The 15,742-nt window shown below is 60.4% G+C and carries 14 protein-coding genes; 1 reads left to right on the forward strand and 13 read right to left on the reverse strand.

Annotation, left to right across the window (positions count from 1 at the left end; translation table 11 throughout):
• Window positions 1-285: 285 nt before the first annotated feature.
• The 9 genes from RYB09_RS11905 to RYB09_RS11945 form a co-directional block, all read right to left on the reverse strand.
• Window positions 286-1,686 (reverse strand): LLM class flavin-dependent oxidoreductase, encoded by a 1,401-nt coding sequence (locus tag RYB09_RS11905; protein ID WP_004665253.1) that lies wholly within the window; start codon window positions 1,684-1,686, stop codon window positions 286-288.
• A 4-nt stretch (window positions 1,687-1,690) separates the two neighbouring features.
• Entirely contained in the window at window positions 1,691-2,131 is a 441-nt protein-coding gene (locus tag RYB09_RS11910) for an acyl-CoA dehydrogenase family protein (RefSeq protein ID WP_057452982.1), read from the reverse strand.
• A 15-nt stretch (window positions 2,132-2,146) separates the two neighbouring features.
• Window positions 2,147-3,361: an SfnB family sulfur acquisition oxidoreductase gene (locus RYB09_RS11915; RefSeq protein ID WP_193601284.1), complete on the reverse strand. Its 1,215-nt coding sequence runs from the start codon at window positions 3,359-3,361 to the stop codon at window positions 2,147-2,149.
• 184 nt (window positions 3,362-3,545) lie between these two features.
• The gene (locus RYB09_RS11920; protein WP_122280767.1) at window positions 3,546-4,325 is read right to left on the reverse strand and encodes an ABC transporter ATP-binding protein; all 780 of its coding nucleotides are present in this window, start codon (window positions 4,323-4,325) and stop codon (window positions 3,546-3,548) included.
• Between the two features lie 5 nt (window positions 4,326-4,330).
• Window positions 4,331-5,662 carry an ABC transporter substrate-binding protein gene (locus tag RYB09_RS11925; protein ID WP_002553384.1) on the reverse strand — a complete coding sequence of 444 codons (1,332 nt, stop codon included), beginning with the start codon at window positions 5,660-5,662 and terminating at the stop codon, window positions 4,331-4,333.
• Window positions 5,663-5,709: 47 nt separating this feature from the next.
• Window positions 5,710-6,777, reverse strand: a complete 1,068-nt coding sequence (locus RYB09_RS11930) for a branched-chain amino acid ABC transporter permease (RefSeq protein ID WP_316888576.1) — start codon at window positions 6,775-6,777, stop codon at window positions 5,710-5,712.
• Between the two features lie 21 nt (window positions 6,778-6,798).
• Entirely contained in the window at window positions 6,799-7,680 is an 882-nt protein-coding gene (locus RYB09_RS11935) for a branched-chain amino acid ABC transporter permease (protein WP_005733105.1), read from the reverse strand.
• 3 nt (window positions 7,681-7,683) lie between these two features.
• A complete protein-coding gene (locus tag RYB09_RS11940; RefSeq protein WP_404944487.1) occupies window positions 7,684-8,487 on the reverse strand; it encodes an ABC transporter ATP-binding protein in 804 nt (267 codons plus the stop codon).
• The gene (locus RYB09_RS11945; RefSeq protein WP_058408096.1) at window positions 8,484-9,584 is read right to left on the reverse strand and encodes an AMP-binding protein; all 1,101 of its coding nucleotides are present in this window, start codon (window positions 9,582-9,584) and stop codon (window positions 8,484-8,486) included. The genes RYB09_RS11940 and RYB09_RS11945 overlap by 4 nt, the downstream gene beginning before the upstream one ends.
• A gap of 280 nt (window positions 9,585-9,864) precedes the next feature.
• On the opposite strand from RYB09_RS11945, the gene RYB09_RS11950 reads away from it, so the two are divergent.
• Complete coding sequence (locus RYB09_RS11950; RefSeq protein WP_058408097.1) at window positions 9,865-11,103, forward strand: acyl-CoA dehydrogenase family protein; 1,239 nt, start codon at window positions 9,865-9,867, stop codon at window positions 11,101-11,103.
• 9 nt (window positions 11,104-11,112) lie between these two features.
• Here RYB09_RS11950 and RYB09_RS11955 read toward each other — a convergent pair whose 3' ends face one another.
• Genes RYB09_RS11955 through RYB09_RS11970 form a run of 4 tightly spaced genes read right to left on the reverse strand, consistent with a single transcriptional unit; the run spans window position 11,113 to window position 15,678 of the window.
• A complete protein-coding gene (locus RYB09_RS11955; protein WP_004665242.1) occupies window positions 11,113-12,099 on the reverse strand; it encodes an ABC transporter permease in 987 nt (328 codons plus the stop codon).
• Window positions 12,096-13,100: an ABC transporter permease gene (locus RYB09_RS11960; protein WP_219169112.1), complete on the reverse strand. Its 1,005-nt coding sequence runs from the start codon at window positions 13,098-13,100 to the stop codon at window positions 12,096-12,098. Before RYB09_RS11960 ends, RYB09_RS11955 begins: the two co-directional genes overlap by 4 nt.
• Window positions 13,087-14,658, reverse strand: coding sequence for a sugar ABC transporter ATP-binding protein (locus RYB09_RS11965; protein ID WP_316888582.1), 1,572 nt, complete (start codon window positions 14,656-14,658; stop codon window positions 13,087-13,089). Before RYB09_RS11965 ends, RYB09_RS11960 begins: the two co-directional genes overlap by 14 nt.
• 15 nt (window positions 14,659-14,673) lie before the next feature.
• A complete protein-coding gene (locus RYB09_RS11970) occupies window positions 14,674-15,678 on the reverse strand; it encodes a sugar ABC transporter substrate-binding protein (protein WP_316888584.1) in 1,005 nt (334 codons plus the stop codon).
• Window positions 15,679-15,742 lie beyond the last annotated feature (64 nt).

The raw sequence follows: 15,742 nt of genomic DNA on the forward strand, positions 1-15,742 counted from the left end.
AGAGCGTCCAGAACTGCATGCGACGCGGAGCGCCGCACGATAGTTGGGATTATCGTTCCGCACGCTCCAGCGTGGGAATGCCGTTCGTGACGCTACGCGTCACAGATCTGCACCGCGCCGCAACCTCAAGACCGGACGCAGAGCGTCCAGAACTGCATGCGACGCGGAGCGCCGCACGATAGTTGGGATTATCGTTCCGCACGCTCCAGCGTGGGAGTGCCGTTCGTGATGCTCCGCGTCACAGATTTGCGCCGCGCCACGTGGGCAACGACAGTCGTCAAACGTTTAGGCACTCTCCGTTTGGCGAGCGCGATTTAGTGCAGCGAGGTCGCGAAAGGCAGCGCCCGGGTGCCCCGCTTCCAGGCGCGGTCCTTCGCCGAACAGTTTCTCGCGCAGGGTGCCTTTGGCATATTCGGTCTTGTAGACGCCGCGTTTCTGAAGTTCCGGCACCAGCAGGTCCACCGCATCGATGAACGTTTCATGGGTCAGCGCGTAGGCCAGGTTGAAGCCGTCCACGTCGGTTTCTTCAACCCACTCCTGGAGCAGGTCGGCCACGGTTTCCGGGCTGCCTACAAATAGCGGGCCGAAACCGCCGATACCGACCCAGTCGGCCAGCGCCTGCGGCGTCCACACCGTATTCGGGTCAGCAGTGGAAAAGGTCTCGACTGCCGACTGAATGGCGTTGGTGTGTACATGCCGAAGCGGCTCATCAGGCTTGAACTGGCTGAAGTCGATGCCGGTCCAGCCGGAAATCAACGCCATCGCGCCTTCATAACTGACCCAGCTTTTGTATTCTTCAAACTTGGCCTTGGCCTTGGCGTCCGTTTCACCAAGGATCACCGTCTGCAAGTTGAAAATCAGCACACTGGAGGGGTCACGACCGGCCTCGGCGGTGCGGCGACGGATATCGGCCACGGTCTTTTTCAGCAGAACTTTGGAGGGTGCGGCCACAAAAACGCATTCGGCGTGCTCGGCGGCGAACTGCTTGCCGCGGCTTGAAGCCCCAGCCTGATAGAGAACCGGTGTACGTTGCGGCGACGGCTCGCACAGGTGAATACCCGGCACCTGGAAGTGTTTGCCGACATGGCGAATCTCGTGGATCTTGCCGGGGTCACTGAATACCCGACGCTCGCGATCACGCAGAATCGCGCCCTCCTCCCAACTGCCTTCCCAGAGTTTGTAACAAACCTCCAGATACTCCTCGGCATAGTCATAGCGCGCATCGTGTTCGGTAAGGGTTTTCTGCCCCAGGTTCTTCGCGCCGCTCTCCAGATACGACGTGACGATATTCCAGCCTGCGCGGCCCTTGGTCAGGTGATCGAGCGTCGACAGACGACGGGCAAACGGATAAGGATGTTCGAACGACAGCGACGCTGTCAGGCCGAAGCCCAGATGCTCGGTCACCAGCGCCATGGGCGGAATAAGCTGCAACGGATCATTGACCGGCACCTGCGTGGCCTGGCGAATGGCCGCCTCACCGTTACCCCGATAAACATCGTAAATGCCCAGCACATCGGCAATGAACAAACCATCGAACTTGCCGCGCTCAAGAATTCTGGCCAGATCGGTCCAGTATTCCAGGTCCTTGTACTGCCAGGAGCGATCACGAGGATGAGCCCAGAGGCCAGGCGACTGATGGCCGACGCAGTTCATGTCGAAGGCGTTGAGGCGAATCTGACGAGACATACACTTACTCCTGAAGCTGCGGCGGAACCACGCCGTTGAGGCGTTGATTGCCGATAACCTGGTAGTGCCAGCGCAGCGGTTCACGACCGGTCGGGGCGGGCAATGACGAGCGTTTGCCGGTCAATTCGTACTGAATATTGCCCACCGCCTGCAATGCATCAGCACTGGCGATGACCGCCTCACTGCTGGCGACAAGGCGCTGCTCGGACGAGCCATCCAGCCTCTGGGCGCGCTCAAGCAGCGCGGCAGCAACCTCCAGACGAATCTGCAGGTCTCCGACTTTGCTGATCACATAGGGGTCATCGACAATGCGTTGCAGGTCACTGAGCGGCCACGGCTGAGCGTGCTCACGCAGGTAATCGAGGGTGTCTTGCAAGCCTTCGCGCGCCTGACCAAGGTCTTCGGCGGCGACCTTCAGTTGTGCGGTAATAGCGGGATGCGTCATGGGCGTACTCCTTGATCAGTTCCAGGCATGGCGTGGCGGTGCAATGCCGTTGAGCACCTGATTGCCGATCAGGTGGTATTTCCAGCGCGCCGGGTCATGCAGCGTGTGGGTCCGCGCGTTGCGCCAGTAACGGTCCAGATTGAGTTTGCCCAGCACCGAGCGGGTGCCGGCCAGTTCGAACAGCTGGCTACTGGCGAGCAAAGCGATCTGTGTCGACAGCACCTTGGCCTGCGCGACGATTACCGAGGCCTGCGCGACGCTGGCTTCACTGGGTTCGGCCAAGGCATGGTCAATGGCCTGCCCGGCCTTGGCGAGAATCGCGTCGGTGCCATGCAGCCGCCACTGCAAGTCGCCGATGGTGGCGATGCTGAACGGGTCCTGCCAGCCGAAATCCTGCTTGCTGTCGATCCAGGGCCGCGCCAGCCGCGCGTGCTTGAGGGTTTCTTCGAATGCGCCATGCGCGATGCCGGTGTCCACCGCCGCCTGAATGATCTGCGAAATCGGCCCGTCGGCAGTCGGCTCATCGAATGCCCGGTGCGCAGGGATCACCGCGCTCGACGGCACGCGGACGGCGTTCAGGGTTGCCCCGCCGCTGGCGGTGGTGCGCTGGCCGAAGCCGTCCCAGTTGTCGATGATGGTCAGGCCCGGATTATCGCGCTCGACGAATGCAATGAAAGCCTGATTCTTCTCGTTGACCCCCGCCACTGGCACGATGTGCGCGAACAGCGCGCCGGTGCAGTAAAACTTTTCACCGTCCAGCACCGCGTGCTCGCCATCGAAGCGGATACGGGTCTGGAAGGCTCCGGCGTTCTTGCTTTTCGACTCGGAGAACGCATTGCCGAAGCGGTAACCGGCCAGTGCCTTGCCGAAATAGTGGCGCTTCTGCTCCTCGGTGCCGGTCTGCAGCAGGATATCGAGCACGCCCAGATGGTTCTGCGGGATCTGCCCGAGCGAAGAGTCGGCGGCAGAAATGATCTTGATCACTTGCGCAACAGTGACGTAGGAAACGCCTGCACCGCCATAGGCTTTGGGCACGGTAATGGCCCACAGTCCGCTGGCGGAAAACTCATCCAGCTCGGCGACCGGCAGACGGCGTTCGCGATCACGCAGCGACGCTTCCTCGGCAAACCGGCTGGCCAGTGCTGTGGCGACTTCGATGGCTTCGGCATCGGAAGCGATGACATGTGCTCTGGGCGGTGCTGCAGGTGGAATTGAGAGTGGGTTACTCATGGGCTGGCTCCTGCTCGTTGGCGACAGGTTGAAAACACTCAACACGCTTGACCTTGAACAGTGCACAGCCCGTGCCGTAAATTATTTTTCTTTTAAAACAGTCGCTTGCATTAGATTTAAGATTCTCGGCGGTGCCCCGCAGAACAAAATGTCCGAACACTGTTGCTGGGCGAACAGCGGGGATTCACGCTTGGGTCGCCGTGCCCAGATAGAAGTTCTGGATATCGTCACTCCCGGCCAGTTCCTGCGCAGTCCCTGAGCCCACCACCCGGCCGTTCTCCAGCACATAACCGAAGTGCGCGTATTCCAGGGTCAGATTGATATTCTGCTCGGCCACCAGCAGGCTCAGCCCCGCCTCGCGATTGAGCCGCGCCAGCGTGTCAAAAATTTCCTCGACTACCTGCGGAGCGAGGCCCATGGAAGGCTCGTCGAGCAGCAGTAAACGAGGCTGGGACATCAATGCCCGGCCGATGGCGACCATCTGCTGTTCACCGCCCGAGGTATAGCCGGTCAGCCGTTTACGCAGCAGGCGCAGCCTGGGGAAGTAGCTGTAGACCCTCTCCAGCCTGGCGTTGATTTCGGCCCGTGATGGTCGCGACACAAAAGCGCCGATCAGCAGGTTCTGCTCGACACTCAAGTGGGTGAAGCAGTGTCGACCTTCCAGCACCTGCGCCAGACCGTTTTTGACCAGTGCCGAAGGATCGGAATGGGTGATTGGCAGGCCCTGGTAGTGAATCCGGCCACTGACCACCTCGCCCCGCTCGGCACTCACCAGTCTGGAAATGGCCTTGAGCGTAGTGCTTTTGCCCGCGCCATTGGCCCCCAGCAAGGCCACGATCTGGCCCTGCCGAACCTGCAGACTGATCCCGCGCAACGCGAGGATGGATTGCTCGTAGAACACCTCGACCTGCTCCACCGACAGAATGGTTTCGGCAGCGGGCGCAGCATGCGGGATCAGGCTCATCGGGTTTACTGCTCCTTGCTGCAATCGCGCGGGGTAATGCCTTTTTCCTTGGCGTACTGCGCAGCCGATGCCTCGATGATGGGCCGCAACAAGGCACGATCAGCCTGTATCCAGTCGCTGATCAGGTTCCAGCGCTGGCCGTCCCATTGCTGAAAGCGCACCGCACCACCGCCTTCGTGGTCAGCGCACGACAGCTTCAATGGCTGTACCAGCCCTTTGGCACCCAGCGCCTGCAAGCGTGCGTCGTCAAGGTTCAAATGCTCAAACCCCCAGCGCACCTGCTCACCAGTCAGTGGCTTATTGCCGAATCGGGCCTGTGCAATGCGCAGCGCTTCGACATTGAGGATGCCGTTCACCACACCCAGGTTGTAATACACGGTGCCAAAACGTTTGGGGTCGGCCAGGTTGCCTTGGCCCTTGTCGAGCACCGCCGTCTTGATGCCTTGCAGCACCGGGAAGTCGGTCCCGGAGGGGTGCGTGGTGATAGAAATGAAGCCCTTGGCGGCTGCCCCTGCGGGAATCACGTCTTCCTCGGAATTGCTCCAGATGTTGCCAATGATGTGATCCACCGGAAAGCCAACCTTCTGCGCCGACTTCAGCGCCACCGGATTCATCACCCCCCAACCACGCAGGATCACCCAGTCGGGCTTGAGGCGACGAATGTTCAGCCATTGCGATTGCTGTTCGTTACCGGGGTGCGGCACTTCAAGGGTGGTCAGCTCGAAGCCGTAATTTTTTGCCAGGGTTTCCAGTACACCATTGGTTTCCTTGCCATACGGCGAGCCGTGATACAGCACAGCGATTTTCTTGCCCTTGAGCGACGCCAGGCCGCCTTCACGCTGACCGATGTAATTGACGATGGCCGACACTTCGGAGTACGGGTTCAACTGCAGCGGAAACACATAGGGAAAGACACTGCCGTCTGTGGAATCCGTGCGTCCGTGGTTGATGGTGATCAGCGGAAGTTTGTCGGCAGTAGAGCGCTCCAGCGTGGCGTAGGCGATGCCGACGGAAAGCGGATTGGTCGCCGCAGCCGGCGCACCGTTGAGCCCGCCTTTGAGACGCTCGTAGCACTCGACGCCCTTCTCCACCACGTATTCGGTTTCGCACTCCGACCAGGTCAACTTGACGCCATTGACCCCACCGTTGGCATTGACGTATTGCAGGTAGTCGATGAAACCACCGAAAAACCCGGTGCCGCCCGCAGCATAAGGGCCAACCCGGTAGCTCTGCAGCGGGAAATACTGCTCGTTGGCAGCCTGTGCCGTGGTAGCCAGACCACACCCCAGCAGGGCCATACCGAGGGCCAGACGCAACAGGGATTTTCGGTGTTTCATAGGCGCATTCCTTGAGGTACACGAGGTTTTTGTGGGTGAGTAACCAGTCAATAGCGCAGCGGCCAGACGCGTGCGCGCTGACGAAAGCGCAGCCAGAGACGCGCCAGCCCTTCGGGCTCCTTGATCAGAAAAGCGATGATCAAGGCACCGAAAAGCATCTTCTGAATGTTTTCCAGTTGCCCGGAGTCGATCAGGCCGACCGGCAACAAGGCGCTGAGGTTGCCGAGCAGAATCGGGAACAGCACGATGAACGCCGCCCCAAGGAAATTGCCTTGCACGCTGCCCAACCCGCCGATAATGATGATGAACAGAATCTGGAATGACCGGTTCAGGTCAAAACCATGCGGCTCGACCGTGCCCAGATAAGCGAACGCCCACAGCGAGCCAGCGACGCCCAGATAGAAACCGCTGATGGCGAATGCCAGAAGTTTGGCTTTGAACAGGCGGATGCCGATTACCGCAGCGGCGGTGTCCATATCGCGCACGGCCATCCAGTTGCGGCCCAGCTCCCCGCGAAGCAGATTTCTCGCCAGCCAGAAAAGCAGCACTACCAGCCCAAGCGTCAACAGGTAGCGGCCTTGCGGCGAGCTGAAATTCACCCCGGCGATGATCAGTGGCGGCGAGGTGATCACGCCCGACGCATTGTCGTTGGTGAACCAGCTGAAGCGGGTCAACACCCACTCGACCACAAACTGTGCGGCGAGTGTCGAAACCAGCAGGTAGAAGCCCTTGATCCGCAGGCTCGGCAGCCCGAACAGCAACGCCACCAGCGCAGACACCAGCCCACCCAGCGCGAAACCGAGCAGCAACGGCATGCCCGGCACGCGCAGTTGCAGGTTATAAGCAGCGAAAGCACCCACCGCCATGAACGCAGCCGAGCCCAGCGATAATTGCCCGGCGTAACCGGTCAACAGGTTCAGCCCCAGCCCCGCCAGCGACAGCACCAGAAACGGAATCAGGATCGCGCTGAACCAGTAATCGTTACCCAGCAACGGCATTGCGATAAAAGCGAATACCAACAGGCTCCACAGCCCGGTGCGGTCCTGGCGCAGACGAAACACCCGGCGTTCATCCGCGTAGCTACTCGCCAATTGTCCGGTTTCTCGATAAAGCATGGCATTGATCCTTGATGAAAGTCAGACGCGCTCTATCGCCCGCTCGCCGAACAGGCCGGCAGGACGAACCAGCAGAAACAACAGCGCCAGCACATACGGCACCCAGTTTTCGATACCGCTGCCGATGATCGGCCCCAGGTAAATCTCGGCCAGCTTCTCGGCTGCGCCGATGATCAGACCGCCGACAATCGCGCCGCCAATCGAGGAAAAACCGCCAATGATCAACACCGGCAGCGCCTTAAGCACCACCAGTGACAGGGAAAACTGCACCCCCAGCCGCGCCCCCCAGAGCAGCCCGGCCACCAGTCCGACAAACCCGGCCACGGCCCAGACCACCGCCCAGATGCGTGGCAAACGGATACCCACGGCCAGCGAAGCCAATGGGTCGTCCGCCACTGCACGCAACGACAGACCGATACGAGTACGGTTGAACAGCAACGACAGGGCAATCACCAGCGCCGCAGCCGTGCCCGCCGCGAACAGGTCGAACTGCGAGAGCAACATGCCGCGAATTTCCAGTGGCTCGTCAGGGATGCCCAGCTCCAGGCCGTGAACCTGCGCCCCCCACAGCGCCTGGGCCAGGCCTTCGATCATGTACGACAGGCCAAGGGTGGCCATGAACAGGATGATCGGTGGACGATTGACCAGTGGGCGCAGAACCATTCTTTCGATCAACAGCGCCAGCACCACCATGCTGGCCAGCGTTGCCAGAAACGCCCAGAAAAACGGCACACCCCGCTCCAGCAGGCTGACAAACGTCAGCGCCGCGAACAGCACCATCGCGCCCTGAGCGAAGTTGAACACCCCCGACGCCTTGTAGATCAGCACAAACCCAATCGCCACCAGCGAGTACATGACACCTGCCAACAGCCCGCCGATCAGCACTTCAAAGAAGAATTCCATGGTTTATGGTTTCCCGACCGAAGACGAACGACGCGTGCCGAGATACGCAGCGATTACCTGAGGGTTGGCGCGAACCTGCGCGGGTGTGCCGTCCCCGATCTTGCGACCGTAATCCAGCACCACCACATGGTCGCTGAGGCCCATCACCACACCGATGTCGTGCTCGATCAGCACCACAGTGACGCCCAGCTCACGATTGATATCGCGGATGAACTGACTCATCTCGTGCTTCTCTTCGGCATTCATTCCGGCCATCGGCTCGTCCAGCAACAGCAGACGCGGTTCCGCCGCCAGGGCGCGGGCCAGTTCGACACGTTTTTGCAGGCCATAGGAAAGTTTGCCCACCAGTGCATGGCGCCACGGGTGGATGCGCAGAAACTCAATCACCCGCTCGGCATGCCGGCGTTGTTCGTCGTCTTCGGCAGGTGCCCGACCGATGCGCAGCATCTGCTCAAGCCAGGTACTGCGCCGTTTGAGATTGCGCCCGGTCAACACGTTGTCCAGCACACTCATGCCCTTGAACAAGGCGATATTCTGAAAAGTACGGGCTATACCGCCCTCGGCCGCTTGGTGCGGACGCATCCGGCGGCGCGTCTGGCCGGCATAAGTGATGGAGCCGCTTTGCGCCTGATACACGCCATTGATGACGTTGAGCAGCGAACTCTTGCCCGCACCATTGGGGCCTATCAATGCGCAGATCTCGCCTGTAGCCACCGAGAAACTGATTGAGGTAACAGCTTTAACCCCTTTGAAAGATAAGGAAATATCTTCAAGTTCCAACAGCGTCACAGGCGCCAGCGCACTCAAGACGGCACACCCAGTAGTGCTGGCGCATGCGGCATATCATCTGCCGGTTCTTGCGACTGATTGGCCTGGCTCGCTGCCCCCAACCTGATTGGCCTGATACCCAGCGCCGTAAAAAACGCTTCGCTCTGTGGCGTCAGCGCATCGCCTGCCAGCAATGGTTTAGCCAGCCGACTCATGCCCAACACGTCCAGCAGCGGGCGGCGAATCAACCAATAACCCAGCCAGCGCCGCACGGCACCCGGAGCAGGAGCCATCGCCCATTGATAAAGCCGGTGGCTGATGCTGCCTGGTAGCGGCAAGCGCTCCCTGACCCAGAGTTCCAGACGTGCGTAGGACTCGCGAGTGCCCAGCACCAGGGTGGGCCCCAGTTCGCGACGGTCGTTGTCGCGAGTGCCAAGGGCCTCGGGAAAATTCAGGCAAAACCCGGCAACCAGCCAGGGTGCCAACAGATAGCGCGCCTGCCCGCTGGCGGCAAACACTCTGGCGGCCAATGCCTGATCCTGGCTGGAAAGCGCATGCCTTTGCGCCAATTGCCTTGCGTCCGAAAGCAGAACTGCATGACTCAACTGCAGGTCCGGCTGCCAGTCGACAGCGGGAAAGACAAAGGCCGCAGCCCGGCTCTGGAGCGGATCGGCAACGTCGCCAGCGGGTCCGTTCAACAGTCGGGCATAGTCGATCACCCCGCTGTCATCAGCCTCAGTCAGGCCGCGCTTGTCCAGCAACACGACGATGCCCGGTGAGGCGACGCGCACCTGGAGAAGCGCTTCCAGCCCGTCGACCACTGCAAACTCCGGCGACTGGCCTGCCAGCCATGCGCGGTTATCCAGCGCCGGGTCGAGCAAGCTGACGCTGCCCCCAAGCCAGTGCGCCGCCAGCGTCAACAACAACGCTTCGGCTCGCGCCTCGCTGATAATGAACAGCCTGTCGGCCGGGCCGAACCCGACGCACTTCAAGGCAGCAGCCAAGCTTCTGACGTCAATGGCCAGCTCGCCCCAGCTACGTTTCTGCCAGATACCGAATTGCTTGTAACGCAAGGCCGTCTGTTCAGGGCGGCTTTGAGCCTGCTGTAGCAGCGCCTGGGGCAATGAGTCGCACATGTTGCGCTTCCGTCGATAAAGAATCGATGAAGCCATAGCAGCGAGCGTGCCAGTCTAACAACCTTATTAATATCAATAAGTTGCAACGCCTGAATGAGTTTTATCACTGTGCGGTTTGCAGACAAGCTGTTGCGCGGCTGTTGCCCGGACAACAGATGAATCCGCCAATTAAAATAAAATCTATAAAAATCAGTTAGTTATATTCAGGCATAAAGCATGCAGAGATCTGCACGAACCCACCCGGCCCATGTGCCGATCTCTTCGCGTTCAGGAGTACCGCATGACTCAATCAACCGGCTCAAACCCTCTCTCGCTGGGCACCGATTACGAAACTCTGGCCAACCGGTTCCGGCCGATTTTCCGCGAGATCGGCGCTGGCAACGTCGAACGCGAGAAAGCCCGCGCCCTGCCCTATGAACCGATTGCCTGGCTGAAGAAAGCCGGTTTCGGCGCTGTGCGGGTGCCCATTGAATACGGCGGTGCGGGTGCTTCGGTCAGCCAGCTGTTTCAACTGCTGATAGAACTGGCCGAAGCCGACTCGAACATTCCGCAAGCCTTGCGAGCGCATTTCGCCTTTGTCGAAGACCGCTTGAATGCACCACCCGGCGCCGACCGGGACACATGGTTTGCACGCTTCGTGGCTGGGGATCTGGTCGGCAACGGCTGGACCGAGGTAGGGGCAGTGAAAATCGGCGATGTGATAACCAAAGTCAGCCCTCAAGGCGATGGCTTCGTGCTTAACGGCACCAAGTTTTACAGCACCGGCAGCATTTTCGCCGACTGGATCGACGTCTACGCCCAGCGCGCCGACACTGGAGCCGATGTGATTGCGGTGGTGGATGCCAGGCACGCAGGCGTGCGTCACAGTGACGACTGGGACGGGTTTGGCCAGCGCACCACCGGCAGTGGCACCTCGGTGTACGACAATGTGCCGCTGCCTGCCACACATGTCATTCCGTTCGAGCAGCGTTTTAAATACCAGACGGCGTTCTATCAGCTGGTGCTGCTGGCGGTGCTGGCAGGTATTGGCCGAGCCGTCGAACGCGACATCGCGCATGAAGTGCGCGACCGCAAGCGCATCTTCAGCCACGGCAATGCGGGCAGCGTCAGCCAGGACTCACAGGTGCAGCAAGTGGTTGGCCAGATCGCCGCCCAGGTCTACGCCGCAGAGGCGGCCACCCTGCGTTCTGCCGAGCCTTTGCAACGCGCTTATGTGGCACGCTTCGGCAATAATCCACAGCAGGAAAAAGACGCCAACATTGCCGCGGAAATCGAGACGGCCAAGGCGCAGGTCATTGTGTCGGAACTGGTGCTGCGCTCTGCCACCGAGCTGTTCAATGCGCTGGGCGCGTCAGGCGTCAGCGTCAACAAGGCGCTGGATCGCCACTGGCGTAATGCTCGCACAGCGGCATCGCACAATCCGCTGATCTACAAGGCGCGCATTGTCGGTGACTGGCGCATCAATGGTACCGAGCCGCCTTTTGTCTGGCAGATCGGCAGCGGTACCGGCAAAGCCTGAGGCGTAAGGTTACGCCGCGTTACGCAACAGGTGGCGACTGGCAAAGCTGAACGCCAGCACCAGAAAGATCAGCACCCCGGTCGCTACCTGCTGCCAATAGAAGTTCCAGCCGATCAACAACAAACCATTGGCGATGACGTTGATGAACAGCACGCCCAATAACGTCCCGACAATGTTGGCACGCCCATGGCGACTCAGCGTCGTGCCGATGAACACCGCGCCAATGGCGTTGATCAGGTAGGCATTGCCCGACATCGGCACGTAGGCGTTGACCGTGGAGCTGAGCAGGATACCGGCGACCGCGCAGGCCAGAGCGCTGGCGACAAACACCTGTACGGCAATGCGCCGGGTAGAAAGCCCTGAGTAATACGCCAACTGCGGCTGCGTCCCCAGCGCAAGCATTTCCCGCCCCAAACGGCCACGCGCCAGCACCAGCCCGTAAAACCCTGCCAGCACCCCGACCACCACCAGAGGCAATGGCACGCCCAGAATCAGTACACCGCTAATGCCCGGCAACGCGCCCTGAGCTATGTAGATAGGTTGACCACCGTCGGATAACAGCTGCTGCACGCTGGTGCCGATAAACAATGTACCCAGCGTCGCCAGAAACGGCGAAATACGCAGCCCGGCGATCAGCGTCGCATTAAACGCGCCCGCCGCGCCGCCTGCCAACAAGGCCACCGCGATGGCCGCGCCCAGACCGTGGCCGCCATTAAGCGTGACGACAAAGCCGAGGCTGGCAAAGTCCAGCGCCGTTCCCACCGACAGATCGATGCCGCCGGCAGCAACTGCCCAGGTCATACCGACGGCCACAATGGCCAGCAACACAAAATTATTCAGCACCAGGCTCGACAGGTTGCCCCAGCTCAGAAATCCCGGTGCATTGATGGCGAAAAACAGCAGGATGATCAGCACCAACAGCGGCAGGACCGCAGGCAAAAGGCGCGGCAGGAATTTCACCAGTGTTGAAGAAGTGTTCAGGGTCAGCGTATTCATTGTTCACCCTCCCGGCGGCCCAGCGCCCCGGAAAATGCCACCACCAGCAGGATCAGCACGCCTTGAACGCCATTGACCCAGAAATTGGAAATGTTCAGCAATTGAAAGCCATTGATCAGAAAACCCAGCAGCAACGTCGCCAGCAAGGTGCCAGGAATGTTGGCGGTCAGGCGCCGCGAGAACACCACGCCGAGAAAGGCAATCGCCACCACTGACAGCAGCATGTCGCCGGAGCCGGTGGTGCTGCCACTGAAAAATGCAGCAGAGCAGAACGCCGCAATGGCGGCGCAGCCACCGGCAATCAGGTAGCTGGCGAACACATGGCCCTGCAGATTCAGGCCGGCAGCAGTTGCCGCTTGCGGGTATTCACCGATGGCATACAGGCGCAGGCCAAACGCGCTGTGCTGAATCAGCAGCCACAACAGCGCTGCAACACTCAGCAACACCCACGCCAGCGCCGGAATGCCCAGCCAGGCGCCGGAAGCCAGACTGTCCAGCAGCGCGGAATCGGTAGCCAGTACGGTGTTCTGGGTCAGCACCAGCTCCAGACCTGCAATCAAATTCATGCTCGCAAGCGTCGCCAGCAACGGCGGCAAGCGTAATAACACCACTGCCAGACCATTGAACGCGCCAACCAGCAGACCACAGGCGAGCGTCAAACCAATCGCTTGCCAGGCTTCGAAACCGGCGTTGTTCAGACTGCTGTAAACGGCTGCGCACAGACCGAGATTGGCCGCCAGCGAGAGGTCCAGCCCGCCGCTGACAACATTGGAGCCGCCACCGATAACCACACATGTCAGGCCCAGCGCCAATATGCCCAGCACGGCTGACTGGGCGAACACGTTGCTGATGTTGCCGATGCTGAGAAAGTTGGGCGCGCTGACCGCAAAGCCCAGCAGTATCGCCAGAAATACCAGTAACGAACCGCGCTGTGCCAGCCGTACCAGCCAGCGTTGCGAGGGATCGCCGACCTGAATGACTGATGTTTCAAGCGTGGACATGGCGGGTCTCCTGGAGAGTATTTTTACCGTCATGACGGCTTTCGCTGGCACCGGTGGCGCAGGCCAGCAACTGGTCACTGTCGGTGCTCGACGAATCGAATTCGCCCGCAATATGCCCCCTGTGCAGCACCACAATGCGCTGGGTGATGCCGATCAGTTCCGGCAGGTCCGACGACAGCACCAGCACTGCTGCACCGCCTTCAGCCAGCCGGGCAATCAGCCGGTAGATTTCCACCTTGGCACCAATGTCGACACCCACACTGGGCTCATCCAGCAGGTACAACGTCGAGTGTCGACTCAGCCATTTGGCCAGGGCGACCTTTTGCTGGTTGCCACCACTGAGCAATTGAACCGCCGCATCATGGTCTGAGGTCTTGATCGCCAGTTCACCGATCAGGCGCTGACTTTCCCTTGACTGCGCAGCACCGTCGAGCAATCCCCAGCGGCTGAAGCGCCCGAGGCTGGCCAGGGTAATGTTCTCCAGCACCGAAAGCGCTGGCGCTACGCCATGCGTGCGGCGCTCTTCGGGGACCAGCGCTATACCGTTGCGCACCGCATCACGAGGGGATTTCAGGCGCAACGGCTGACCATTCAACAGCACGTCGCCACGATCCGGCTTGAGCAGCCCGAACAGGCTCTTGAGCAGTTCCTTGGCACCCGAGCCGACCAGCCCGGTCAGGCCCACCACCTCGCCACTTCGCACGCTCAGGTCAACGCCGTTGTAAAAGCGCCCTGCTCCCAGCCCGTTCAATTGAAGCACTGGCGGGCCGGGCTGCGTCTGCGCCCGGAAATATTGCTCACCCACGTCACGATTGACCATCAACCGGGCGATCTGCGCGGTGCTGACATGCGCGGGATCAACCACCGCCACATCGCGTCCATTGCGCAGCACGGTGACCTGATCACATAACGATTCGATTTCCTGCAGGTAGTGAGAGATGTACACAATGGTCAGCCCGTCGTCGCGCAAGCGCCGGACAATGGCCAGCAACCGGTCCACCTCCTGTTTCACCAGTGACACACTCGGCTCGTCGAACACCAGCACCTGCGGTTTGGCCAGCAGTGCGCGAGTGATCTGCAATATCTGTCGCTGCGCGCTGTCCAGATCGCGCACCAGCGCCCCGCTCGGCAGGCGCATGGCAAAATAATCATCCAGCAACCGGGCCGCTTCGCGCTCCTGAGCGCGTCGGTCGACAAACAGACCGCGTTTGATTTCCTGCCCGAAAAACAACGCCTCACCGACGCTGAAGCTGCCCGGCAGCAAGCGCTCCTGATGAATGAAATGCACGCCCGCGGCTTCAATCTGGCGCGGAGTAAAGCTGTCGAACTGCTGGCCATGAATGCTCAAGCTGCCCGCATCGGCGCGATGAATACCGGCGAGGACCTTGATCAGGGTTGACTTGCCTGCGCCGTTTTCGCCAACCAGCCCATGAATGGTTCCGGCCTCGACCCGCAGGTTGACACCATCCAGTGCCTGAGTGGCGCCAAAGCGCTTACTGATGCCCTGCAAGTACAAGGCCGCCGTTGCCCTCGTAACGTCTGCAATCGCTGCTCTCATGGTCGATCTCCTGCGTCAGTTATCACCCCTGAGTTCCTGCACTTGCGGCAGGTTGGCGGCCGTGGTCAGCAAGGTCGGCACCTGAGTCTCTTTGGGCAGATCGCGTTGCCCGGCCAGGTAGCGAGCGACGTTCTGCACCGCGGTCTTGCCGATCAGGGCCGGCTGCTGCGCAACCACGGCACCAATCGGTGAGTTCTCACGGCGCATCAGTTCAAGCACTTCCGGGGTGCCGTCAACGCCATAGGTCTTGATTTCAGTTCTTCCGGCGTCGATCAGTGCCTTGCTGGCACCCAGCTGGGGAATGTCCCAGGCCGCCCAGATCGCCGAAACACTGCCTTTGGGGTACTTGTTAAGCAGTGCCGAGACTTGCGAGTAAGCGTCTTGAACCGTGTTGGGAATGACGTCACGCAACTCCGGCTCGATGATTTTCAGTTCCGGATGATCCTTGAGCGCCAACTTGAGCTGGTCGTAACGAATGGCACACACCGGCACACCATAAAAGCCGTTGAATACCAGCACGTTGCCCTTGCCACCCGCGTCTTTGATCAGTTGCCCGGCCAGTGCCTTGCCGGTGGCAATATTGTCCGAGGTGGTGTTGTTGAGGCTGTATTGCGATGGCGCATCAATGGTGAACAGCGGAATCCCCGCCTTGCTGATGCGCTTGAGCCAAGGGTCGATAACACTGAGGGTGCCGAGAGTCTGGATCACTGCATCCGGCTTTTGCGTAACCACGGTCTGCAGTTGATTGACCAGGTTCTTGTCGTTGCGACCTGCATCAAGCGTTATAGGCGTGCCGCCCAGGCGCTTGACCTCATCCACCTGCGCCTGAAACGTCTTGATATCGAAGTAGTGACTGGTACCGGTCATGCTGATCGCGATGCGCTTGCCCGCCAGCGAAGGTACATCGCTGTCATCGGCATATGCCGTCGCGACAAGGCTGGTGGCCAACAGGGTCAGCGCCAGGGCGCGCCCTATTGCATGCAGACGGGTTGGCTTATAAATCGGGACGGCATCAGGCATTCGGGTGGCTCCGCTGGCTCAGGAAAACAATCCTGATCAGCAGTGCACAGGTCATGCCCAAAGC

The organism is Pseudomonas syringae group sp. J254-4 (assembly GCF_032586855.1).
In the GTDB taxonomy this organism is placed as follows: Bacteria; Pseudomonadota; Gammaproteobacteria; order Pseudomonadales; family Pseudomonadaceae; genus Aquipseudomonas; species Aquipseudomonas amygdali.

Excerpts from the sequence above, each read along its gene's own strand:
- RYB09_RS11905 (WP_004665253.1), bottom strand. The coding sequence starts at position 1,686 with ATGTCTCGTCAGATTCGCCTCAACGCCTTCGACATGAACTGCGTCGGC.
- RYB09_RS11910 (WP_057452982.1), bottom strand. The coding sequence starts at position 2,131 with ATGACGCATCCCGCTATTACCGCACAACTGAAGGTCGCCGCCGAAGAC.
- RYB09_RS11915 (WP_193601284.1), bottom strand. The coding sequence starts at position 3,361 with ATGAGTAACCCACTCTCAATTCCACCTGCAGCACCGCCCAGAGCACAT.
- RYB09_RS11920 (WP_122280767.1), bottom strand. The coding sequence starts at position 4,325 with ATGAGCCTGATCCCGCATGCTGCGCCCGCTGCCGAAACCATTCTGTCG.
- RYB09_RS11925 (WP_002553384.1), bottom strand. The coding sequence starts at position 5,662 with ATGAAACACCGAAAATCCCTGTTGCGTCTGGCCCTCGGTATGGCCCTG.
- RYB09_RS11930 (WP_316888576.1), bottom strand. The coding sequence starts at position 6,777 with ATGCTTTATCGAGAAACCGGACAATTGGCGAGTAGCTACGCGGATGAA.
- RYB09_RS11935 (WP_005733105.1), bottom strand. The coding sequence starts at position 7,680 with ATGGAATTCTTCTTTGAAGTGCTGATCGGCGGGCTGTTGGCAGGTGTC.
- RYB09_RS11945 (WP_058408096.1), bottom strand. The coding sequence starts at position 9,584 with ATGTGCGACTCATTGCCCCAGGCGCTGCTACAGCAGGCTCAAAGCCGC.
- RYB09_RS11950 (WP_058408097.1), top strand. The coding sequence starts at position 9,865 with ATGACTCAATCAACCGGCTCAAACCCTCTCTCGCTGGGCACCGATTAC.
- RYB09_RS11955 (WP_004665242.1), bottom strand. The coding sequence starts at position 12,099 with ATGAATACGCTGACCCTGAACACTTCTTCAACACTGGTGAAATTCCTG.
- RYB09_RS11960 (WP_219169112.1), bottom strand. The coding sequence starts at position 13,100 with ATGTCCACGCTTGAAACATCAGTCATTCAGGTCGGCGATCCCTCGCAA.
- RYB09_RS11965 (WP_316888582.1), bottom strand. The coding sequence starts at position 14,658 with ATGAGAGCAGCGATTGCAGACGTTACGAGGGCAACGGCGGCCTTGTAC.
- RYB09_RS11970 (WP_316888584.1), bottom strand. The coding sequence starts at position 15,678 with ATGCCTGATGCCGTCCCGATTTATAAGCCAACCCGTCTGCATGCAATA.